The sequence below is a fragment of the Pseudomonas sp. B21-031 genome (genome assembly GCF_024748985.1).
Taxonomy (GTDB): Bacteria; Pseudomonadota; Gammaproteobacteria; order Pseudomonadales; family Pseudomonadaceae; genus Aquipseudomonas; species Aquipseudomonas kermanshahensis.
The window spans coordinates 912,406-938,069 of the sequence record NZ_CP087181.1 but is presented as its reverse complement, the minus strand read 5'-3'; the positions used below and the strand labels follow the sequence as shown (position 1 = coordinate 938,069).

The 25,664-nt window shown below is 66.0% G+C and carries 1 protein-coding gene; it reads left to right on the top strand.

The window, feature by feature from the left end:
* Window positions 1-4: 4 nt before the first annotated feature.
* Window positions 5-25,627, top strand: coding sequence for a BapA/Bap/LapF family large adhesin (locus LOY53_RS04190; protein WP_258703633.1), 25,623 nt, complete (start codon window positions 5-7; stop codon window positions 25,625-25,627).
* The last annotated feature ends 37 nt before the right edge of the window (window positions 25,628-25,664 follow it).

The following is a 25,664-nucleotide window of genomic DNA, read 5'->3' as shown; positions in this document are numbered from 1 at the left end:
ATCCATGGACAACATCGTCGTCGCCGATAAGCAATCCGCAGTCGCCACCCAGAGTGCCTGGGGCAATATCAGTCTCAACGGGCCAGGCGTCGTGCAGATGCCGGTTTCCCCCGATAAAGTGGCAACCGTCACCCAGCGCGGACAAGACCTGATCGTCACCCTGAAGTCGGGCGAGAAGGTCACTATCGGCAACTTCTTCGCCGTGGATCAGGCCGGCGTCGGCAGCGACATCGTCTTCGTCGGTGAGGACGGCACCCTGTGGCATGCGAACTACGATGCGGTGGCTTTCACGGGCTTTACTTTCGACGAAGTGGCCTCGCTGGATGAACTGGTCGCGGGTATCGGTGTAGCGGGCAGCGCGATGCCAACCTGGGCCATTGCCGGGCTCAGCCTGCTGGGTATTGGCGGCGCGGCGGCGGCAGCGGACAACAGCAGCGGTGGCAGCAGTGGTGGCTCGGACCCAGGCGACACCACGGCGCCGGCCACGCCGATCGACCTGCTGGTGTCCCCTGATGGCCTGCGCCTGACGGGTCGCGGCGAAGCCGGCAGCACGGTGAATATTCGCGACGGCGCGGGCAACCTGATCGGCAGTGGCACGGTCGGTGCCGATGGCAGCTTCAACGTTGCGTTGAATCCCCCGCAGATCAACAGCGAAAACCTTGAAGTCACCCTGACCGATGGTGCGGGCAATGTCTCGGCCCCCGGCAGCGTCACCGCCCCGGATGCAACGGCACCGCTGCCACCGACCGATCTTACCATCAACGAACAGGGCACCACCCTCACCGGCCGCGCCGAACCCGGCTCGACGGTGGCGGTGCGAGGTGCGGGTGGCGTGTTGTTGGGCAGCGCGGTGGCGGGGGCTGACGGGCAGTTCAGCATCAATTTGCAGCCACCGCAGACCGATGGCCAGGCATTGGAAGTGACCGCACAGGACGCAGCCGGCAATACATCGCCGGCTGCTGGCATTACGGCCCCGGATGTTGAAACGCCTCCGGATACCACGGCGCCGGATGCACCCGTGGATCTGGTAGTCGGCCTTGCTGGCCATCAACTGACGGGTCGTGGCGAAGCGGGCACCACCGTGCAGGTGCGGGATGCCGCCGGCAATGTGCTGGCGACTGGCACCGTGGGTGCAGATGGTACCTTCCTGCTGACCCTCGACCCTGCCGTGATCGATGGCAGCACCCTGCAGGTGACCTTGACCGATGCCGCGGGCAACGTTTCGCAGCCAGGCTCGGTCACCTCGCAAGATTTGCTGCCACCTGAACAGCCAACTGATCTTGCGCTGGCTGAAGGCGTGAACCTCACCGGCCGCGGTGAGCCAGGTGCCACTGTGCAAGTTCGCGATGCTGCGGGCAACGTGATTGGCACCGGGCTTGTGGGCGCAGATGGCAGCTTCAGCCTGACGCTCTCCCCGGCTCAAGCGAATGGCGAAGCACTGGATATTCGTCTGGTGGACGCCGCTGGTAACAGCTCGACCCCACTGCAATTCGATGCGCCGGATATCACTCCGCCTGATGCTGTCAGCAATATCGTGGTCGGCGCTGGAGGTCTGGTATTGAGCGGTCGCGGCGAAGCCGGGGCCACCGTTGAAGTGCGCGATGCCAACGGCAATGTGATTGGCACAGGCACTGTATTGGCCAATGGCACGTTCTTGATCGACCTCGACCCGGCAGCGCAACCCGGCGAGCACCTGAGCCTGGTGCAGACCGACGCAAGCGGCAACGCTTCCGTTGCCCTCGAATACGACGTACCTCAGACCACCGCCCCTGCAAGTCCGAGCGACTTGGCCATCGATGCCGATGGCACCACCCTGACCGGTACCGCACCAGCGGGCAGCCGTGTGGAAGTGCACGATGCCAATGGCACCCTGATCGGCAGCGCCATTGCCGGTGCCGATGGCACCTTCACCATTGAACTCAATCCACCACAAGCCAACGGCGAGCTGCTCGATGTCGTCGCCATCGATGACACCGGCCTGTCGTCCCTGCCGGCACAAATCACCGCGCCGGACATCACCGCGCCAGCCGCGCCTACCGAGTTGGCCGTCAGCGCAAACGGCACCGTTGTCACCGGCCGCGCCGAACCGGGTAGCACTGTTCGTATTCTCGCCGCCGATGGCACCGAACTGGGCAGTGCTTTGGTCGGCCCGACCGGCGTATTCAGTATCAACCTAGATCCGCCCCAGATTGATGGCGAAGTACTGCAAGCCACCGCAACTGACGCTGCCGGCAATACTTCGGTTGCCAGCTCCGTTACCGCACCGGATATCGACGGCGGCGATACCACGCCACCGGACGCCCCTGTTGATTTGGCGATCGGTCTCGCTGGCCACCAACTGACTGGCCGTGGCGAGGCGGGCACTACGGTTCAGGTGCGGGATGCCGACGGCAATGTCCTGGCCACTGGCACCGTGGGTGCAGATGGCACCTTCCTGCTGACCCTCGACCCTGCCGTGATCGATGGCAGTACCCTGCAGGTGACACTGACCGATGCGGCGGGCAATGTTTCGCAGCCGGGCTCGGTGACTTCGCAAGACCTGCTACCGCCTGCGCAACCGACTGACCTCGCCTTGGCTGAAGGCGTGACCCTTACCGGTCGCGGTGAGCCAGGTGCCACTGTGCAAGTTCGCGATGCTGCGGGCAACGTGATTGGCACCGGGCTTGTGGGCGCAGATGGCAGCTTCAGCCTGACCCTTTCACCCGCTCAGGCCAATGGCGAAGCACTGGATATTCGACTGGTGGACGCCGCTGGCAACAGCTCTGCACCACTGCAATTCGATGCACCGGACATCACTCCGCCTGATGCTGTCAGCAACATCGTGGTCGGCGCTGGTGGCCTGGTCCTAAGCGGTCGCGGCGAAGCCGGTGCCACAGTGGAAGTGCGCGATGCCAACGGCAATGTCATTGGTACCGGCACCGTCTTGGCCAACGGCACCTTCCTGATCGACCTTGACCCAGCTGCCCAACCAGGCGAACACCTGAGCTTGGTGCAGACCGACGCAAGCGGCAACGCTTCCGTTGCCCTCGAATACGACGTACCTCAGACCACCGCCCCTGCAAGTCCGAGCGACTTGGCCATCGATGCCGATGGCACCACCCTGACCGGTACCGCGCCAGCAGGCAGCCGCGTGGAAGTGCACGATGCCAACGGCACGCTGGTCGGCAGCGCCATTGCCGGTGCCGACGGCACCTTCACCATTGAGCTCAATCCAGCACAAGCCAACGGTGAATTGCTCGATGTCGTCGCCATCGATGACACGGGCCTGTCGTCCCTGCCCGCACAAATCACCGCACCGGACATCACTGCACCAGCCGCACCGAGTGAACTGGCCGTCAGCGCAAACGGCACCGTTGTCACCGGCCGTGCCGAACCGGGTAGCACCGTTCGTATCCTCGCCGCCGATGGCACCGAACTGGGCAGCGCACTGGTCGGCCCGACTGGCGTGTTCAGCATTAATCTCGATCCGCCTCAGGTTGATGGAGAGGTTCTACAAGCCACGGCTACCGATAGCGCTGGCAATACCTCCACCGCCAGCTCCGTTACCGCACCGGATATCGACGGCGGCGACACCACACCGCCTGACGCGCCTGTTGATTTGGTGATCGGTCTCGCTGGCCACCAGCTGACTGGCCGTGGCGAAGCGGGTACTACGATTCAGGTGCGTGATGCCGCCGGCAATGTCCTAGCCACTGGCACCGTAGGCGCGGACGGTAGTTTTGTAATCGCCCTTGATCCTGCCGTGATCGATGGCAGCACCCTGCAGGTGACCTTGACCGATGCCGCGGGCAACGTTTCGCAGCCAGGCTCGGTCACCTCGCAAGACTTGCTGCCGCCTGCGCAACCGACTGATTTGGCCTTGGCTGAAGGCGTGACCCTTACCGGCCGCGGTGAGGCAGGCGCCACTGTGCAAGTCCGCGATGCTGCGGGCAATGTGATTGGTACCGGGCTGGTCAACGCGGATGGCACTTTCAGCCTGACGCTCAGCCCGGCTCAAGCAAATGGCGAAGCGCTGGACATCCGTCTGGTGGATGCCGCTGGCAACAGCTCGACCCCACTGCAATTCGATGCGCCGGATATCACTCCGCCTGATGCCGTCAGCAACATCGTGGTCGGCGCTGGTGGCCTGGTCCTAAGCGGTCGCGGCGAAGCCGGGGCCACCGTGGAAGTCCGCGATGCCAACGGCAATGTGATTGGTACCGGCACTGTCTTGGCCAACGGCACCTTCCTGATTGACCTTGACCCGGCTGCCCAACCAGGCGAGCAACTGAGCCTGGTGCAGACCGACGCAAGCGGCAACGCTTCCGTTGCCCTCGAATACGACGTACCTCAGACCACCGCCCCTGCAAGTCCGAGCGACTTGGCCATCGATGCCGATGGCACCACCCTGACCGGTACCGCACCAGCGGGCAGCCGCGTGGAAGTGCACGATGCCAATGGCACCCTGATCGGCAGCGCCATTGCCGGTGCCGACGGCACCTTCACCATTGAACTCAATCCACCACAAGCCAACGGCGAGTTGCTCGATGTCGTCGCCATCGATGACACCGGCCTGTCGTCCCTGCCCGCACAGATCACCGCACCGGACATCACTGCACCAGCCGCACCGAGTGAACTGGCCGTCAGCGCAAACGGCACCGTTGTCACCGGCCGTGCCGAACCGGGTAGCACCGTTCGTATCCTCGCCGCCGATGGCACCGAACTGGGCAGCGCACTGGTCGGCCCGACCGGCGTGTTTAGCATCAACCTCGACCCGCCTCAGATCGATGGCGAAGTACTGCAAGCCACCGCAACTGACGCCGCCGGCAATACTTCGGTTGCCAGCTCCGTTACCGCACCGGATATCGACGGCGGCGATACCACACCGCCAGACGCACCTGTTGACTTGGTAATCGGCCTCGCTGGCCACCAGCTGACTGGCCGTGGCGAAGCGGGTACCACCGTGCAGGTGCGTGATGCCGCCGGCAATGTCCTAGCCACTGGCACCGTAGGCGCGGACGGTAGTTTTGTAATTGCCCTGGACCCTGCCGTGATCGATGGCAGCACCCTGCAGGTGACCCTGACCGATGCCGCGGGCAACGTTTCGCAGCCAGGCTCGGTGACTTCGCAAGACCTGCTGCCACCTGCGCAGCCGACTGACCTGGCCTTGGCTGAAGGCTTGACCCTCACCGGTCGCGGTGAGCCTGGCGCCACCGTTCAAGTGCGGGACGCTGCGGGCAATGTGATTGGTACCGGGCTAGTAGGTGCAGATGGCAGCTTCAGCCTGACCCTTTCACCCGCTCAAGCGAACGGCGAAGCGCTGGACATTCGTCTGGTGGACGCCGCTGGTAACAGCTCGACTCCACTGCAATTCAATGCGCCGGATATCACTCCGCCTGATGCCGTCAGCAACATCGTAGTCGGCGCTGGTGGCCTGGCCCTCAGCGGGCGCGGCGAAGCCGGGGCCACCGTGGAAGTCCGCGATGCCAACGGCAATGTGATTGGTACCGGCACTGTCTTGGCCAACGGCACCTTCCTGATTGACCTTGACCCGGCTGCCCAACCAGGCGAGCAACTGAGCCTGGTGCAGACCGACGCAAGCGGCAACGCTTCCGTTGCCCTCGAATACGACGTACCTCAGACCACCGCCCCTGCAAGTCCGAGCGACTTGGCCATCGATGCCGATGGCACCACCCTCACCGGTACCGCACCAGCGGGCAGCCGCGTGGAAGTGCACGATGCCAATGGCACCCTGATCGGCAGCGCCATTGCCGGTGCCGATGGCACATTCACCCTTGAACTCACGCCACCACAAGCCAACGGTGAATTGCTCGATGTCGTCGCCATCGATGACACGGGCCTGTCGTCCCTGCCTGCGCAGATCACCGCGCCGGACATCACTGCACCAGCCGCGCCGAGTGAGTTGGCCGTCAGCGCCAACGGCACTGTAGTAACTGGCCGTGCCGAACCGGGAAGCACCGTTCGTATTCTCGCCGCCGATGGCACTGAACTGGGCAGCGCACTGGTCGGACCCACTGGCGTGTTTAGCATCACCCTCGACCCGCCTCAGGTCGATGGCGAAGTGCTGCAGGCCACCGCGACCGATGTTGCTGGTAACACGTCGCTTGCCAGCTCCGTCACCGCGCCGGATATCGACGGCGTGGACACCACGCCCCCCAACGCACCGACCAACCTGGTGATCGGCCTTGCTGGCCACCAACTGACTGGCCGCGGCGAAGCGGGCACTACGGTTCAGGTGCGTGATGCCGCCGGCAATGTGTTGGCGACTGGCACTGTAGGCGCGGATGGTACTTTTGTAATCGCCCTTGATCCTGCCGTAATCGACGGCAGCACCCTGCAGGTGACCCTGACCGATGCCGCGGGCAACGTTTCGCAGCCAGGCTCGGTGACTTCGCAAGACCTGCTGCCACCTGCGCAGCCGACTGACCTGGCCTTGGCTGAAGGCTTGACCCTCACCGGTCGCGGTGAGCCTGGCGCCACCGTTCAAGTGCGGGACGCTGCGGGCAATGTGATTGGTACCGGGCTAGTAGGTGCAGATGGCAACTTCAGCCTGACCCTTTCACCCGCTCAGGCCAATGGCGAAGCACTGGACATTCGACTGGTGGACGCCGCTGGCAACAGCTCGACCCCACTGCAATTCGATGCACCGGACATCACTCCGCCTGATGCCGTCAGCAACATCGTGGTCGACGCTGGTGGCCTGGTCCTAAGCGGTCGCGGCGAAGCCGGTGCCACTGTGGAAGTGCGCGATGCCAACGGCAATATCATTGGTACCGGCACCGTCTTGGCCAACGGCACGTTCCTCATCGACCTTGACCCAGCTGCCCAACCAGGCGAACACCTGAGCCTGGTGCAGACCGACCCAAGCGGCAACACTTCCGTTGCCCTTGAATACGACGTACCTCAAACCACCGCCCCGGCCAGCCCAAGCGACCTGGCGATCGATGCCGATGGCACCACTCTGACCGGTTCCGCGCCGGCCGGTAGCCGCATAGAAGTGCACGATGCCAATGGCACCCTGATCGGCAGCGCCATTGCCGGTGCCGATGGCACATTCACCCTTGAACTCACGCCACCACAAGCCAACGGCGAGCTGCTCGATGTCGTCGCCATCGATGACACCGGCCTGTCTTCTCTGCCCGCACAGATCACCGCGCCGGACATCACCGCGCCAGCCGCGCCGAGTGAGCTGGCCGTCAGCGCCAACGGCACCGTCGTCACCGGCCGTGCCGAACCGGGTAGCACTGTTCGTATTCTCGCCGCCGATGGCACTGAACTGGGCAGCGCTCTGGTCGGCCCGACTGGCGTGTTCAGCATCAACCTCGACCCGCCTCAAGTTGATGGGGAGGTTCTACAAGCCACGGCTACCGATGCCGCTGGCAATATCTCCACCGCCAGCTCCGTCACCGCACCGGATATCGACGGCGGCGATACCACACCGCCTGACGCGCCTGTTGATTTGGTAATCGGCCTCGCTGGCCACCAACTGACTGGCCGTGGCGAAGCAGGCACCTCCGTGCAGGTGCGCGACGCCGCCGGCAATGTCCTGGCCACTGGCACCGTGGGTGCAGATGGCACCTTCCTGCTGACGCTGGACCCTGCCGTCATCGACGGCAGCACCCTGCAAGTGACCCTGACAGATGCGGCGGGCAATACTTCGCAACCGGGCTCGGTCACCTCGCAAGACCTACTGCCACCTGCGCAACCCACCGACCTTGCCCTGGCCAATGGCATCACCTTCACCGGCCGAGGCGAACCTGGCGCCACCGTACAAGTACGCGACGCTGCCGGCACTGTGATCGGTACTGGGCTGGTCAATGCAGAGGGCACGTTCAGCCTGACGCTGAGCCCTGCTCAGGCCAATGGCGAAGCATTGGACGTTCGCCTGGTAGATGCCGCTGGTAATAGCTCCGCTGCCCTGCAATTCAATGCCCCGGACATCACCCCACCGGATGCGGTCAGTAACATCCAGGTCGCCCCTGGCGGCTTGGTCTTGGGCGGTCGCGGGGAAGCGGGTGCCACCGTTGAGGTGCGCGACGCGGATGGCAACCTGCTTGGCCGCGGCGTCGTCACTGCCAATGGTACCTTCCTGATCAACCTCGACCCGGCTGCGCAACCTGGCGAACACCTGAGCCTGGTGCAGGTCGACCCAAGCGGCAACGCGTCCGTCGCCTTTGAATACGACGTACCCCTGACCACCGCCCCGGCCAGCCCGAGCGACCTGGCGATCAATGCCGATGGCACCAGCCTGACCGGTAACGCGCCAGCGGGAACCCGTGTGGAGGTGCACGATGCCAATGGCACGTTGATCGGCAATGTCGTGGCAGGTGCCGATGGCACCTTTACTATCGTGCTCGACCCGGCCCAAGCCAACGGCGAACTGCTCGATGTAGTGGCCATTGATGACACCGGCTTGTCGTCCGTGCCTGCGCAGATCACCGCGCCGGACATCACCGCGCCAGCCGCACCCAGTGAACTGGCCGTCAGCGCCAACGGCACTGTCGTCACCGGCCGTGCCGAACCGGGTAGCACCGTGCGTATTCTCGCCGCCGATGGCACTGAACTGGGCAGCGCCCTGGTCGGCCCAACCGGCGTGTTCAACATCACCCTCGACCCGCCTCAGGTCGATGGCGAAGTGTTGCAGGCCACCGCGACCGATGACGCTGGTAACACGTCGCTTACCAGCTCCGTCACCGCGCCGGATATCGACGGCGTGGACACCACCCCACCCAACGCACCCACCAACTTGGTGATCGGCCTCGCCGGCAGCCAGCTCAGCGGCCGCGGCGAAGCCGGAGCCACCGTGCAGGTACGTGACGCCGCTGGCAATGTGCTGGCGACTGGCACCGTAGGCGCGGACGGCAATTTTGTAATCGCCCTTGATCCAGCCGTTAGCGATGGCAGCACGCTGCAAGTGGTGCTGACCGACGCGGCAGGCAACGCGTCTGAACCAGGCTCGGTCACCTCGCCAGACCTGCAAGCCCCAGAACAACCCACAGGCCTGGCCTTGGCCGAAGGCGTCACCCTTACCGGTCGCGGTGAACCGGGTGCCACTGTTCAAGTCCGCGACGCTGCGGGCACTGTGATTGGTACCGGACTCGTAGGCGCAGATGGCAGCTTCAGCCTGACGCTGAGCCCTGCTCAAGCGAATGGCGAAGCGCTGGATGTTCGCCTGGTGGACGGCGCTGGCAACAGCTCGCCCCCACTGCAATTCGATGCACCGGACATCACGCCGCCTGCTGCCGTGAGCAATATTGCCGTCGGCTCCGACGGCCTGGTCCTCAGCGGCCGCGGCGAAGCCGGCGCCACTGTGCAAGTGCGTGACGCCGAGGGCACGGTGATCGGCACCGGTACTGTCTTGGCCAACGGCACCTTCCTGATCGACCTCGACCCGGCAGCGCAACCCGGCGAGCGCCTGAGCCTGGTGCAGACCGACCCGAGCGGCAACACGTCCGTCGCCTTTGAATACGACGTACCCCTGACCACCGCCCCAGCCAGCCCAAGCGAGCTGGCGATCAATGCCGATGGCACCAGCCTGACCGGTAACGCGCCAGCGGGAACCCGTGTCGAAGTGCACGATGCTAATGGCACGCTGATCGGCAGTGTCGTGGCAGGTGCCGATGGCACCTTTACTATCGTGCTCGACCCGGCCCAAGCCAACGGCGAACTGCTCGATGTTGTGGCCATTGATGACAACGGTCTGTCGTCCGTGCCTACGCAAATCTTTGCGCCAGACATCACCGCGCCGACTGCGCCGAGTGAACTGGCAGTCAGCGCCGACGGCAGCGTCGTCACCGGCCGTGCCGAAGCGGGCAGCACCGTGCGGGTGCTGGCAGCTGACGGCACCGAACTGGGCAGCGCCTTGGTCGGCCCGACCGGCACCTTCAACATCACCCTCGATCCGCCTCAAGTCGATGGCGAGGTGCTGCAAGTTACTGCGACCGATGCTGCAGGTAACGCCTCAACCGCCGGCACGGTCACCGCGCCGGACATCGACGGCGGCGACACCACGCCACCAGACGCACCCACCAATCTGGTCATCGCCCTCGCCGGCAGCCAACTCAACGGTCGTGGCGAAGCAGGGGCCACCGTGCAGGTCCGTGATGCCGAGGGCAACCTCGTGGCAAGCGGCTCGGTCAACCCAGATGGCACCTTCCAGATCACCCTGGACCCGGCCGTGAAAGACGGCAGCACCCTGCAAGTGGTGCTGACCGACGCGGCAGGCAACGCCTCTGAACCTGGCTCAGTCACCTCGCCAGACCTGCAAGCGCCAGAGCAACCTACAGGCCTGGAACTGGCCAATGGCGTCACCCTCACGGGTAGCGGCGAACCTGGCGCCACCGTGCAGGTGCGCAATGCTGCGGGCGACATCATCGGTACAGGCCTGATCAACGAGAACGGCAGCTTCAGCCTCACCCTTACGCCTGCCCAGGCCAATGGCGAAGTGCTGGATATCCGCCTGGTGGATGCCGCCGGCAACAGCTCTGACCCACTGCAATTCGATGCACCGGACATCACGCCGCCTGCTGCCGTGAGCAATATTGCCGTCGGCTCCGACGGCCTGGTCCTCAGCGGCCGCGGCGAAGCCGGCGCCACTGTGCAAGTGCGTGACGCCGAGGGCACGGTGATCGGCACCGGTACTGTCTTGGCCAACGGCACCTTCCTGATCGACCTCGACCCGGCAGCGCAACCCGGCGAGCGCCTGAGCCTGGTGCAGACCGACCCGAGCGGCAACACCTCCGTCGCCTTTGAATACGACGTACCCCTGACCACCGCCCCGGCCAGCCCAAGCGAGCTGGCGATCAATGCCGATGGCACCAGCCTGACCGGTAACGCGCCAGCGGGAACCCGTGTCGAAGTGCACGATGCCAATGGCACGCTGATCGGCAGTGTCGTGGCAGGTGCCGATGGCACCTTCACTATCGTGCTCGACCCGGCCCAAGCCAACGGCGAACTGCTTGATGTCGTCGCCATCGATGACAACGGTCTGTCGTCCGTGCCTACGCAAATCTTTGCGCCGGACATTACGGCGCCGACTGCGCCGAGTGAACTGGCGATAAACGCCGACGGCAGCGTCGTGACTGGCCGGGCCGAACCGGGCAGCACTGTGCGGGTGCTGGCAGCTGATGGCACCGAACTGGGCAGCGCCCTGGTCGGCCCGACCGGCACCTTCAACATCACCCTCGATCCGCCTCAAGTCGATGGCGAGGTGCTGCAGGTCACCGCCACAGATGCCGCAGGCAACGCTTCAACCGCCGGCACGGTCACCGCGCCGGATATCGACGGCGGCGACACCACACCACCGGATGCACCCACCAACCTTGTCATCGCCCTCGCCGGCAGCCAGCTGAACGGTCGTGGCGAAGCCGGGGCAACCGTGCAAGTCCGTGATGCCGAGGGCAACCTTGTCGCCAGCGGCTTGGTCAACCCGGAGGGTACCTTCCAGATCACATTGGACCCGGCCGTGAAAGACGGCAGCACCCTGCAGGTGGTGCTGACCGACGCGGCAGGCAACGCCTCTGAACCTGGTTCGGTGACCTCGCCAGATCTGCAAGCGCCAGAGCAACCTACCGGCCTGGAACTGGTCGACGGCGTCACCCTCACGGGTAGCGGCGAACCGGGCGCCACCGTGCAGGTGCGCGACGCTGCGGGCGACATCATCGGTACCGGCCTGGTCAACGAAAATGGCAGCTTCAGCCTCACCTTGCTCCCAGCTCAGGCCAATGGTGAAGTGCTGGACATCCGCCTGGTGGATGCCGCCGGTAACACCTCGACCCCGCTGCCATTCGATGCACCGGACATCACGCCGCCTGCTGCGGTGAGCAATATTGTCGTCGGCAGCGATGGCCTGGCCCTGAGCGGCCGCGGCGAAGCCGGCGCCACTGTGCAAGTGCGTGACGCCGAGGGCACGGTGATCGGCACCGGCACCGTCTTGGCCAATGGCACCTTCCTGATCGACCTCGACCCGGCCGTACAACCAGGCGAGCACCTGAGCCTGGTGCAGACCGACCCGAGCGGCAACGCGTCCGTTGCCTTCGAGTACGACGTACCCTCGACCACCACACCGGCCAGCCCGAGCGACCTGGTGGTCGCCGAAGACGGCACCAGCATCAGCGGGTCCGCCCCGGTCGGCAGCCGTGTGGAAGTGCGCGATGCCGATGGCACGCTGGTCGGCAGCGTGGTGGTGGGTGCCGAAGGTACCTTCACCGTCATCCTCAACCCGGCACAAGCCAACGGCGAACTGCTCGACCTGGTGGCAATCGATGGCACCGGCACGTCGTCCCTGCCGGTACAAATCAACGCCCCCGACATCACCGCGCCGACTGCGCCGAGTGAACTGGCGGTCAGCGCCGACGGCAGCGTCGTCACCGGCCGTGCCGAAGCGGGCAGCACCGTGCGGGTGCTGGCAGCTGACGGCACCGAACTGGGCAGCGCCTTGGTCGGCCCGACCGGCACCTTCAACATTACCCTCGATCCGCCTCAAGTCGATGGCGAGGTGCTGCAGGTTACTGCGACCGATGCCGCAGGCAACGCCTCAACCGCCAGCACGGTTACCGCGCCGGACATCGACGGCGGCGACACCACGCCACCAGACGCACCCACTAACCTGGTCATCGCCCTCGCCGGCAGCCAGCTCAACGGTCGTGGCGAAGCCGGGGCAACCGTGCAAGTCCGTGATGCCGAGGGCAACCTTGTCGCCAGCGGCTTGGTCAACCCGGAGGGTACCTTCCAGATCACATTGGACCCGGCCGTGAAAGACGGCAGCACCCTGCAGGTGGTGCTGACCGACGCGGCAGGCAACGCCTCTGAACCTGGTTCGGTGACCTCGCCAGATCTGCAAGCGCCAGAGCAACCTACCGGCCTGGAACTGGTCGACGGCGTCACCCTCACGGGTAGCGGCGAACCGGGCGCCACCGTGCAGGTGCGCGACGCTGCGGGCGACATCATCGGTACCGGCCTGGTCAACGAAAATGGCAGCTTCAGCCTCACCTTGTTCCCAGCTCAGGCCAATGGTGAAGTGCTGGACATCCGCCTGGTGGATGCCGCCGGTAACACCTCGACTCCGCTGCCATTCGATGCACCGGACATCACGCCGCCTGCTGCGGTGAGCAATATTGTCGTCGGCAGCGATGGCCTGGCCCTGAGCGGCCGTGGTGAAGCGGGTGCCAGCGTGGAGGTGCGCGACGCCGAGGGGAATGTGATCGGCACCGGCACCGTCTTGGCCAATGGCACCTTCCTGATCGACCTCGACCCGGCCGTACAACCAGGCGAGCACCTGAGCCTGGTGCAGACCGACCCGAGCGGCAACGCGTCCGTTGCCTTCGAGTACGACGTACCCTCGACCACCACACCGGCCAGCCCGAGCGACCTGGTGGTCGCCGAAGACGGCACCAGCATCAGCGGGTCCGCCCCGGTCGGCAGCCGTGTGGAAGTGCGCGATGCCGATGGCACGCTGGTCGGCAGCGTGGTGGTGGGTGCCGAAGGTACCTTCACCGTCATCCTCAACCCGGCACAAGCCAACGGCGAACTGCTCGACCTGGTGGCAATCGATGGCACCGGCACGTCGTCCCTGCCGGTACAAATCAACGCCCCCGACATCACCGCGCCGACTGCGCCGAGTGAACTGGCGGTCAGCGCCGACGGCAGCGTCGTCACCGGCCGTGCCGAAGCGGGCAGCACCGTGCGGGTGCTGGCAGCTGACGGCACCGAACTGGGCAGCGCCTTGGTCGGCCCGACCGGCACCTTCAACATTACCCTCGATCCGCCTCAAGTCGATGGCGAGGTGCTGCAGGTTACTGCGACCGATGCCGCAGGCAACGCCTCAACCGCCAGCACGGTTACCGCGCCGGACATCGACGGCGGCGACACCACGCCACCAGACGCACCCACTAACCTGGTCATCGCCCTCGCCGGCAGCCAGCTCAATGGTCGTGGCGAAGCCGGGGCAACCGTGCAAGTCCGTGATGCCGAGGGCAACCTTGTCGCCAGCGGCTTGGTCAACCCGGAGGGTACCTTCCAGATCACATTGGACCCGGCCGTGAAAGACGGCAGCACCCTGCAGGTGGTGCTGACCGACGCGGCAGGCAACGCCTCTGAACCTGGTTCGGTGACCTCGCCAGATCTGCAAGCGCCAGAGCAACCTACCGGCCTGGAACTGGTCGACGGCGTCACCCTCACGGGTAGCGGCGAACCGGGCGCCAGCGTGCAGGTGCGCGACGCTGCGGGCGACATCATCGCTACCGGCCTGGTCAACGAGAACGGCAGCTTCAGCCTCACCCTTACGCCTGCCCAGGCCAATGGCGAAGTGCTGGATATCCGCCTGGTAGATGCCGCCGGCAACACCTCGACCCCGCTGCCATTCGATGCACCGGACATCACCGCACCGGCTGCCGTCAGCGACATCGTGGTCGGCACGGGTGGCCTGGCCCTGAGCGGCCGTGGCGAAGCGGGGGCCAGCGTCGAAGTGCGTGACGCCCTCGGCACGGTCATTGGCAACGGCACTGTCTTGGCCAACGGCACCTTCCTGATCGACCTCGACCCGGCGGCACTGCCAGGCGAGCGCCTGAGCCTGGTGCAGACCGACGCGAGCGGCAACGCCTCCGAAGCCCTGCAATTCGATGTCCCTGTGACCACCGCGCCGGCCAGCCCGAGCGAGCTGGTGGTCGCCGAAGACGGCACCAGCATCAGCGGCTCCGCCCCGGTCGGCAGCCGCGTGGAAGTCCACGATGCTGACGGCAACGTGGTCGGCAGCGTGGTGGTCGGCGCCGAAGGCACCTTCACCGTCGTGCTCACACCAGCACAAGCCAACGGCGAACTGCTGGATGTAGTGGCAATCGACAGCACCGGCGCATCGTCCCTGCCGGTACAAGTCAACGCACCGGACATCACTGCGCCTATCACACCTACCGAACTGGCCGTCAGCACCGATGGCAGCGTGGTCACCGGGCGTGCCGAAGTGGGCAGCACGGTGCGGGTCCTGGCGGCCGATGGCACCGAGCTGGGCAGCGTTCTGGTCGGCCCGAGCGGAGCCTTCAGCATCACCCTTACCCCGGCACAGGTCGATGGCGAACAGCTGCAAGTCACGGCCACCGATACCGCAGGCAATACCTCGACAGCCGGCAGCGTTACCGCACCGGATATCGACAATGGCGACACCACGCCACCGGCGCCGGCCACCAACCTGGTGGTCAGCAATGATGGGCTGACCCTCTCTGGCCGCGGCGAACCTGGCGCGACCGTGGAGGTTCGCAACGATCAGGGCCAGGTGGTGGTCACGGGAACGGTACAACCCGGTGGCGACTTCACCGTGCAGCTGCCCTCCTCGGTTGCAGACGGCTCGTCCCTGCAGGTGACCTTGACCGATGCCGCTGGCAATACCTCGCAACCGAGCTCGGTGCTCACACCAGACCTCGCCGCGCCGCTGCAACCTACCGACCTTGTTCTCAGCGAGGGCATCAGCCTGACCGGTAGCGCCGAACCTGGCGCCCGAGTGAACGTCCACGACGCGTCAGGCAACTTGATCGGCAGCGCCATCGCCGAGCCCGACGGCACCTTCGCCCTCACCCTGGACCCGATCCAGGCCAATGGCGAAACCTTGGCCATCACCGTGGTCGATGCCGCGGGTAACACCTCGGTGCCACTGAGTTACGTGGCAGCGGACATCACCGCACCGGCGATCATCACTGACGTCGTGGCGGGTGCCGGCAGCCTGGCGGTCTCCGGCCGCGGCGAAGCCGGCGCCAAAGTGGAGGTGAAAGATGCCGATGGCACGGTCATCGGCACCGGCACCGTCGCCCCGAACGGCACCTTCGTGGTTGACCTCGAAACGCCGCTGGCGGCAGGCCAGGCCATCGTCCTGGTGCAAACCGATGCTGCGGGTAATGAGTCGGTGGGCATCGCCGTCATCGTTGCTGATGCACCGCTGCCCGAAAGCCCGAGCGGGCTGGTGCTGGCAGCCGACGGTTCGTCCATCAGCGGCAGTGCCCCTGCAGGCACGCAGGTCGAGGTGCGCGACGCACAGGGTAATGTGCTGGGCAGTGCCCAGGCCGGCCCTGGCGGCGCCTTCACCATCAGCCTCACTCCAGCGCAGTCCAACGGCGAAACACTGGATGTAGTCGCCATCGATGCCGATGGCAACAACTCGCTGCCGACCCAGATCATTGCCCCTGATATCACCCCGCCGAACCAGGCCAGCGACCTGCAACTCAGTGCCGATGGCAGCACCCTCACCGGTCGCGGTGAGCCTGGCACCACCGTGCAGGTCACCAATGCCCAGGGCGATGTGCTGGGCAACGCCCAGGTCGGTGCCAATGGCGTCATCAGCGTGGTCCTGACACCGCCGCAAACCGACGGCCAGGAACTGGACGTGACCCTGCGCGACGCTGCAGGCAACACCTCTACCGCAACCGTCAACGCGCCCGACCTGGATGGCCCGCTGCAGCCTTCGGGCCTGGCCATCGACACCAACGGCCTCCACCTCACCGGGCAGGGCCAGAGCGGCTCGACCATCACCGTGCGTGCAGAAGATGGCACCATTCTGGGCACCACCACGGTAGGTGGCGACGGCCGGTTCGACGTCACCCTCAACCAGCCTCAGCGCAATGGCGAAAGCCTGACCGTTGACGCCACCGACAGCCTCGGCAACAGCGCAGGCCCGGTCAACTTCACCGCGCCTGATACCACGCCACCGCAAGCGGTTGGCGAGGTAGCCATCGATGGCGCGGGCCTGACCGTGACCGGCACCGGCGAACCCGATGCAACTGTGACCGTACGCGCGCCGGATGGCAGCGTGCTGGGCACGGTCGTGGTCGGCGCGAACGGTGCGTTCGAAATCACCCTGGACCCGCCGCAGACCAACGGCCAGGCACTGACCGTGGAACAACGCGACCCAACCGGCAACCTGTCCACCGCCGTCACCCTGCCGGCACCCGACAGCGAGGCACCGGATACCCCGACAGGCACCACGTTGTCCGCTGATGGCCGAACCCTCACCGGCACCGGTGAACCCGGTGCGACGGTAACCGTGACCGGCACGGCTGGCGCAGTCGTGGGCAGCGCCGTGGTCGAGGCCGATGGCAGCTTCCGCGTGACCATCGACCCGCCACAGCTCAATGGCCAGACCCTGTCCGTCACCCAAGCCGACAGCGCCGGCAATGACTCCCCTGCCGCCCTCGTGACCGCACCTGACCTCGAGGCACCGGAAGCAGCGCAAGGCCTGGGCCTGGACCCGACAGGCACGGAGCTCAGCGGCCAGGGCGAACCCGGCAGCACCGTGGAAGTACGCAACGCTGCCGGGGACTTGCTGGGCACCATCCCGGTGAATGGCGACGGCACCTTCACCGTCACCCTCACACCCGCCCAGACCAACGGCGAAGTGCTGTCGGTGGTATTGATCGATAACGACGGCAATGCCTCGCCATCGGCCACCTTCACGGCCGACGACAGCACCGCACCCACTGCGCCGGCCGGGCTTACCATTACCCCAGGCGGCAGCGCCATCCAGGGTACCGGTGAGGCAGGTTCGACCGTCGAAGTACGTGCCCCTGACGGCAGCCTCTTGGGCTCTGTGGTTGTGCCAGCAGGCGGTAACTTCACGGTGCCGTTGTCCCCTGCGCAACTCGATGGCCAGGCGCTGGAGGTCACCTTGACCGACGCCGCGGGCAACGAGTCCCTGCCTACCCAGATCATTGCACCGGACATCACCCCGCCGGCACTGCCCACCGAGGTGGAGGTCAGCCCGGATGGCACCACCGTGACCGGCAACGCGCCGGGCGCAACGACGGTGACGGTGCGGGATGCAGCCGGCAACGAGACCACCGAGCCGGTGAACCCTGACGGCAGCTTCAGCGTCACGCTGCCGACTCCGCAGACCAACGGTGAACCTGTGACCGTGGTAGTCAGCGACGGGGCCAACAGCGCTGCGCCCATCACAGTCACGGCACCCGATACCACCGACCCGCTCCCGGCCACGGGGGTCACCGTCAGCCCGGATGGCAGCGTGGTCGGCGGCGGCGCCGAACCTGGCAGTACAGTCGTCATCCGCAACCCGGATGGCAGTGAACGCGGCAGCGAAACCGTCGGGCCGGACGGCACCTTCGTGGTACCCGTCACGCCGCCACTGGCGGAGGGCGAAACCGTCGACGTGGTGGTGATCGACCCTGCCGGCAACGAGTCCACCCCCATTTCGCTGGACGGCCCGGATGGCACCGAAGCCGTTACCCCAAGCGGCCTTGCCATCAGCGCCGACGGCTTCCTGCTCACCGGCCAAGGCACCGTCGGGTCACTGATCACCGTGACCTCGGGCGGCATTACCTTGGGCACGGCAACGGTGGGTAGCGATGGCACCTTCCGGGTGTTCTTCCAGAATGCCCAGCTCAATGGCGAGACCTTGGTGGTCACCGCGCGCACCACGGTCGATGGCGACCCATCGGTACCCGCCACCCTCGTGGCCAACGACACCACCGCGCCAGCCGCCCCGATCGTGGATGGCATCGACCGCACCGGCAGCACGCTGACCGGCCATGGCGAAGTGGGTGCGACCGTACGGGTGGTCAATGCCCAAGGCGACGTGCTTGGCACTGCCACCGTCGGCAGCAATGGCTTGTTCAGCATCAGCTTCGCGCCACCGCTGACCAATGCCCAGAACCTGATCGTCACCCAGGCCGATGCGGCCGGTAACGTGTCGCTCGCAGCCACCTTGCAGGCCCCTGACCTGCAGGCGCCGCTGGCGGCCAGCAACCTCAGCCTCAACAGCGCGGCCACCGTGCTCAGCGGCGAAGGTGAGGCCGGTGCCACCGTCACCGTGCGCGATGCCAGCGGCGCCATTCTGGCCACCGGCACCGTCAACCAACTCGGCCAATTCCAGATCACCCTGCCGAGTGCGCAAACCAGCGGCAGCCCGCTGCAGGTCACGCTCAGCGACGCCGCCGGCAACATTTCTGGCCCGGCCAGCCTGGCGACACCAGACCGCACACCGCCTGCAGCCATCAGCAACCCCGTACTGAGCCAGGACGGCAAGCAGCTGTCGGGCAGCGGTGAGGCAGGCGCCACCGTGCAGGTGCGCAATGCCGCCGGGACCGTGCTCGGCACGGCCGTGGTCGGGGCCGATGGCCGCTTCACGGTGGTCTTCGACACCCCGCAAGCCACCGGCCAGGCGATCGGCGTCACGCAAGTGGATGCGGCTGGCAATACCTCGCCAGCGGTCAATGTCACCACCCCTGACCTGACCCCGCCAGCGCCGCTGACCAATGTGGTGCTGAACAACAACGGCCTGACCCTGACCGGCCTCGGCGAAGCCGGCGCCACCGTCACCGTGCGCGGCCCGGATGGCACCATCATCGGTACCGGCCTGGTAAGCGCCAACGGCAGCTTCACCCTGACCCTGGACAACGCTCAGCTCAACGCCCAGCACTTGAGCGTGACCCAGACCGACGCAGGCAATAACACCTCCACCGCCGTGGCGGTCACCGCGCCGGACTTCACCCCACCGCCTGCCCCAACCGCGCTCGCCTTGGCCGCCACTGGCCTGCAGTTGACCGGCAGTGCGGAAGCCGGCAGTACCGTGACCGTGCGCGATGCCTCTGGCAACGTGCTGGGCACTGCGGTGGCTGGCAGCAACGGCACCTTCCAGGTCACCCTGAGCAGTGCCCAGACCAATGGCCAGACCTTGCAGGTAACCGCCACCGATGCCGCAGGCAACGTGTCGCCGGCCGCGCCTTATACCGCAGCCGATACCACGCCACCTGCCGCAGTCGCCAACCTGGCGGTCTCCGCCAATGGCGCGACCCTCACCGGTACCGGTGAAGCCAACGCCACGGTCACCGTTCGCGCACCGGACGGTACCGCACTGGGCACGGCCACGGTGGGCGCCGATGGCAGCTTCACGGTCAACCTGTCACCTGCCGCCATCACCGGCGAAAGCCTCAGCGTGGTGCAGGCCGATGCCGCGCAGAACGTCTCACCTGCACAAACCGTCACCGCACCGGGCATCCTGGCGCCAGAGACGCCCGACAACCTGGTACTGGCCGCTGATGGCCTGGTAGTAACCGGCACGGCAACGCCAGGCAGCACGGTCACTGTCTACGGCCCCAACGGCGTATTGCTGGGCACAGCCCCGGTCGCCAACGACGGCACCTTCACGGTCAACCTCGGCAGCGTCCAGGCCAACGGCGAAGTGCTGCATGTGAGTGCGGTAGGCACCGATGGCAGCACGTCGCTGCCAGCCACCCTGCAGGCACCGGACACCACGGCGCCGCTGCCACTGGCCAACGTCGTGCTGTCCAGCGATGGGCTGGTACTCAGTGGCCGCGGCGAGCCGGGTGCCACCGTCACCGTGATCGGTGAAGGTGGCGTCGATCTCGGCACCGGTGTGGTCGATGCCAATGGCAACTTCAGCATCAACCTGGGCAGCGCGCAGATCAATGGCGAACAGCTCAGCGCCAGCCAGTCCGATGCCGCCGGCAACGAATCCAACAGTATCAGCCTTATCGCGCCGGACCACGTGGCGCCCGATGCTGCCGAGAACCTGGCCTTTGCCGGTGGCGGCAGCCTGCTCAACGGTACCGGCGAAGCGGGCAGCACTGTGCGCGTGCTGGCCGCCGATGGCAGCGTGCTGGGCACTGCGGTGGTGCGTGGCGACGGCAGCTTCCAGGTCGACCTCAACGCGCCTCAGGCCAACGGCCAGCAAGTGCAAGTCGTGCTGACCGATGCCGCTGGCAACCAGTCGGCTGCCAGCCCAATCACCGCGCCGGATACCACACCACCCACCGCGCCAACCGAGCTGGCCATTTCCAGCGATGGCATCACCCTCACCGGCCGCGGCGAGGTCGGCGCGCTGTTGATCGTCACCGGGCCAGATGGCAGCGAAGTTGGCAGGGCCACTGTCGATGCCAGCGGCCATTTCACCGTGACCCTCAGCCCGGCTCTAGGTAACAGCGAGCTGCTCAGCTTCACCCAGACCGACACTGCCGGCAACGTGTCGCCAGCGGCTACCCTGCTGACGCCAGACTTCACCCCACCCGCCGCGCTCACCGATGTCGACATCTCGCTCGACGGCAGCGTCGTCATCGGCCTGGGCGAAGCCGGTGCAACTGTCACCGTCAGCAACGCCGCAGGCGCGGTGCTGGGCTCTGGCATCGTACTGGCCGACGGCAGCTTCCGTGTCGAACTGACACCGCCGCAGATCAACTACGAAATCCTGTCGGTACAGCAGGCCGACCCACCCGGCAACATCAGTGCGCCGGTCAACGTCCGGGCGCCGGACCACACGCCACCGGAGGCAGCGACCGAACTGCGGCTCAACGCAGCGGGCGATCTGCTCAGCGGTGTTGGCGAAGCGGGTGCGACCGTTAGGGTCTATGTCGGCATCACGCAAATCGGCACGGTCCAGGTAGACGCGGACGGTACGTTCCAGGTCAACCTGGGCTCGGCGCAGCTCAACGGGCAGGTGCTGCAAGTGACCCTGACCGATGGCCGGGGCAACGTCTCGCCGATCAGTACGACCACGGCATTAGACATCACACCGCCCGCCTCGGTGATCGCCACGATCAACGACAGCGGCACCCAGCTGATCGGCACCGGCGAGCCCGGTTCACGGGTCACCGTGGTCAACAACCAGGGCGACCTGCTTGGCCAGGTCTCGGTCGACCCGGACGGCACCTTCGTGCTCGACCTGAACGCGGCGCAAATCAATGGCGAAGTGCTGACCCTCATCGCCCAGGACGCCACCGGCAACCCGTCTGCGCCACTGCAAGTGACCGCGCCAGACCTGACGCCACCGGTACAGCCGAGCGACCTGTTGCTCAACCCGGCCGGCACCTCGATGACAGGTACCGCCGAAGCAGGCACCACCGTCACCGTTCGCGGGCCGAACAACAATGTGGTCGGCGAGGTGGAAGTCCCTGCAAACGGCCAGTTCACCGTCACCCTCAACCCAGCCCAAAACAACGGCCAACTGCTGACCGTGGTGTCCACTGACGATGCCGGCAACAGCTCGTTGCCTGCCAGCTACCAGACCAACGACACCTCGCCACCTGCCGTGGTCACGGACATGGCCATCAACAACACCTTCGACGTGCTGACCGGTAAAGGCGAGCCGAATGCGATCGTTACCGTCAGCCGCGGCGGCACTGTGCTGGGTACCGGCCAAGTGGATGCGGCCGGCAACTTCCAGATCACGCTGGTACCGCCTGCGGGTATTCTGGCTACGCTGGGGGTGACGCAATCTGACGGCTTCAACACCTCGGCGGTCGCGACCTATGTCACGCCATTGGTAGCACCGCCCGTGCCGCCAACCAACGTGACCCTGGGCAGCGATGGCCTGACCTTGCAAGGCAATGCGCCGAGTGGCGTTGGTATCCGCGTCTACGATGCCGCCGGCAACCTGATCGGCACCGGCGGGGCCACCCTCAATGGCACCTTCACCCTGCAACTGAACGCGGCGCAGCTCAACGGCCAGCACCTGACCGTGACGGCTGTGGCACTGGTGGGCGGCGAATCGCAACCGACCTTCGTGCAGGCCGCCGACATCACGCCACCGGCCAACCCGGTGGTGACCGGCCTGTCTGCCAACGGCCTGGTGCTGAGCGGTACCGGTGAGGCCGGGGCCACGGTAACCGTGCGCGACGCCAGCAACAACGTGCTCGGCACTGGGCAGGTGAATGCCGGTGGCGCGTTCAGCATCAACCTCAATACCCCGCAGCTCAACGGCCAGGTACTGGGCGTGAGCCAGGCTGACGCGGCAGGCAACGTGTCTGGCAGCACCAGCGTCACCGCCATCGACGTGCAGCCACCGGCCGCGCCGACCAACCTGGTCATCAATGGCGCTGGCACCGAGCTCACAGGCCGTGGCGAGGCGGGTGCAACTGTGACCGTGCAAGGCCCCAACGGTCCGCTGGGCTCGGCCGTGGTTCAAGCCGACGGCACGTTCACCATCACCCTGACCACCCAGCAAAACGATGGGCAACTGCTGGTGGTGCGCCAGTCCGACCCTACCGGCAACCTGTCCAGCAGCGTCAACGTGACGGCGCCGGACACCACACCGCCAGCCGCGCCGCTGGCCACCATCAACGCCAACGGTACGGCCGTCAGCGGCTCTGGCCAGGTCGGCAGCACCGTGACGGTGCGCAACGGCGCAGGCACTGTCATCGGCACGGCCACGGTGGGCAGCAACGGCCTGTTCGTGGTCAGCCTGACTGCGGCGCAGATCGACAACCAGGCCTTGAGCGTCACCCTCACCGACGGTGCAGGCAATGTCTCGACCGGCACTGCGCTCACTGCACCGGACCTGACCCCGCCTGCAGTCGCCGGCAACCTGGCGATCAGCGCCGACGGCAGCACCCTCACCGGTAGCGGCGAAGTGGGCGCCACCGTCACCGTGCGCAGTGCCAACGGCACCGTGCTGCAAACGGCGGTGGTGCAACCGGACGGCAACTTCACCGTGACCCTGAGCCCGCCTCAAGACAACGGCCAGTTGCTGTCGGTGACCCTCAGCGACGGGCGCGGCAACGTGTCCGGTAACGTCAACATCACCGCACCAGACGTCGATGCCAACGCCCCGGTAATCGCCAGCGACAACCTGGTGACCGCCGAGGTCAACCTGGCACCGGTGGTCAGCTCGCGCAGCTATCAGGACAGCTTCACCACCTTGCTGGCAGGCTTCACCAAGACCTACACCTGGACGGTCGGTGCCGGCACCACCGTGGACCCAACGCTAACCCTGAACACCAGCAGCGCACTGTCGCTGCTCGACAACGCCACCTTCACCCTGCAAGTGAAGAACGCTGCCGGCAACTGGGTGACCTTGGCCACGGGCACCAGCCAAGGCCTGCTCGACCTCATCCTGCTGCCGCTGGGCCAGGGCCTTCGTGTCGACATCGGCGAGCTGCAGGCCGGTGACTATCGCCTGACGGTCGGCAGTGGCGGCATCGGCCTGGTCACCAACGTGACCACCACGCTGGACATCGAGACCACCAGCCTCACGCAGTTCACCGGTACCGGCACGGCAAAAACCGGCAACGTCATTACCGACGTCGGCACCGACGGCAGCGTCGACGCCCTTGGCCCGGACAGCGCCGCCGTGCTGCAGGTGATGAAGAACGGCAGCTATGTCTCGGCGGGCAGCGCCACCACGGTGCAGGGCCTGTACGGCACCCTGGTGATCCGCGGTGACGGCAGCTACACCTACACGCCTAACGGCAGCCCATCGAGCGTCGGCAAGGTCGATGTGTTCAGTTACCAATTGCTGCATGCCAACGGCGCATCTGATGCGGCCAACCTGTATGTGCGCATCGACAGCCCACAAGCCACGGAGATCTGGAGCGACACCAACTACAGTGCACCGGCCACGGTGCTCGACGCGGTCAACGACGCCGGCACCAGCCACCTCACCCTGGCCAACCGGGTGGACACCAGTACCGCTTCGCTGGGCGTACTGACCCTGCCTTTGATCGGCTCACGCCAGGCCACCTACACCACCAGCGTTGCCGCCGACACCACGGCCAACCTGCAAGTGGTGGTCAACTCGACCAACCTGCTGAGCCTGCTCAATGGCACCACCATCGACCTGCTCAAACTCAACCCGGCAACCGGCCAGTACGTGCTGGTGCAGACGGTCGGTGGTGGCTCGCTGATCAGCCTGCTCGGCGGTGGTGCGGGCTACACGTTCCAGAACCAGGGGGCAGGCACCTACCACGTGCGCGTCACCGCGGGCGGCATCGGCCTGGCCAGTTCGATCACCACCAGCGTCAACGCCACCACCACGCACCTGACCGAGTTCGTGGTCAGCGGCGCCACGGCAGTCACCGGCAATCTGTTGGCCGATGACAACCTTGGCTCGCCATTGACCGTGCTGAGTGTGATGACGGCGGCCAACACCTACACCATCCCGGGCTACAACGGGGTCAGTGTGGCGGGCAGCTACGGCACCCTGCTGGTGCAAGCAGACGGCAGCTACACCTACACCCTCAACGCCGGGCTGACCAATGCGGTGATTGGCCAGCATGAAACCTTCACCTACGAGCTGACCCACCCCAACGGCACCACCGACACCGCCAACCTGACCATCAGCCTGGATAACGCTGCCAACTTCACGGCCACCAGCTCGCTGCTGGCCGACAGCGGTGACGAAGGCGTGGCACTGGCCAGTCTCGCGGCCGTGGCCTCCAGCGAAGTGATTGCCGGCACCGATGGCAATGACCACCTCAATGGCAGCCAGGGCGGCCACATCACCCTGCTGGGTGGCGCGGGCGATGACACCCTGGTGGTGGTCGACCAGAACTTCGCCAGCGTCGAGGGTGGCAGCGGTAACGACACCCTGCTGTGGGGCGGTGGCGATGCCAGCATCGACCTGGGCAACCTGGTCGGGCGGGTCCACGACATCGAAGTGATCGACCTCAACGACACCAGCTCGGTGGCGTTGACCCTGAACCTGGCGGACGTGGTCGCGATCACCGAAACCGGCAACGACACACTGGTCATCAAGGGGGATGAAAAGGACTCGGTTCACATGACGGACAACTGGGCGCTGGTCGGGAACCAAACTGCCGACGGCATCGACTATAACCAATACACGGCCCAGGAGGATCCGAGCCATCACCTGTGGGTGCAGAACGGTATCCATGTCGTCTGAGGCCGCTGCAATCCCGCCGGGCAATCGCCCGGCGGCA

Excerpts from the sequence above, each read along its gene's own strand:
- LOY53_RS04190 (WP_258703633.1), top strand. The coding sequence starts at position 5 with ATGGACAACATCGTCGTCGCCGATAAGCAATCCGCAGTCGCCACCCAG.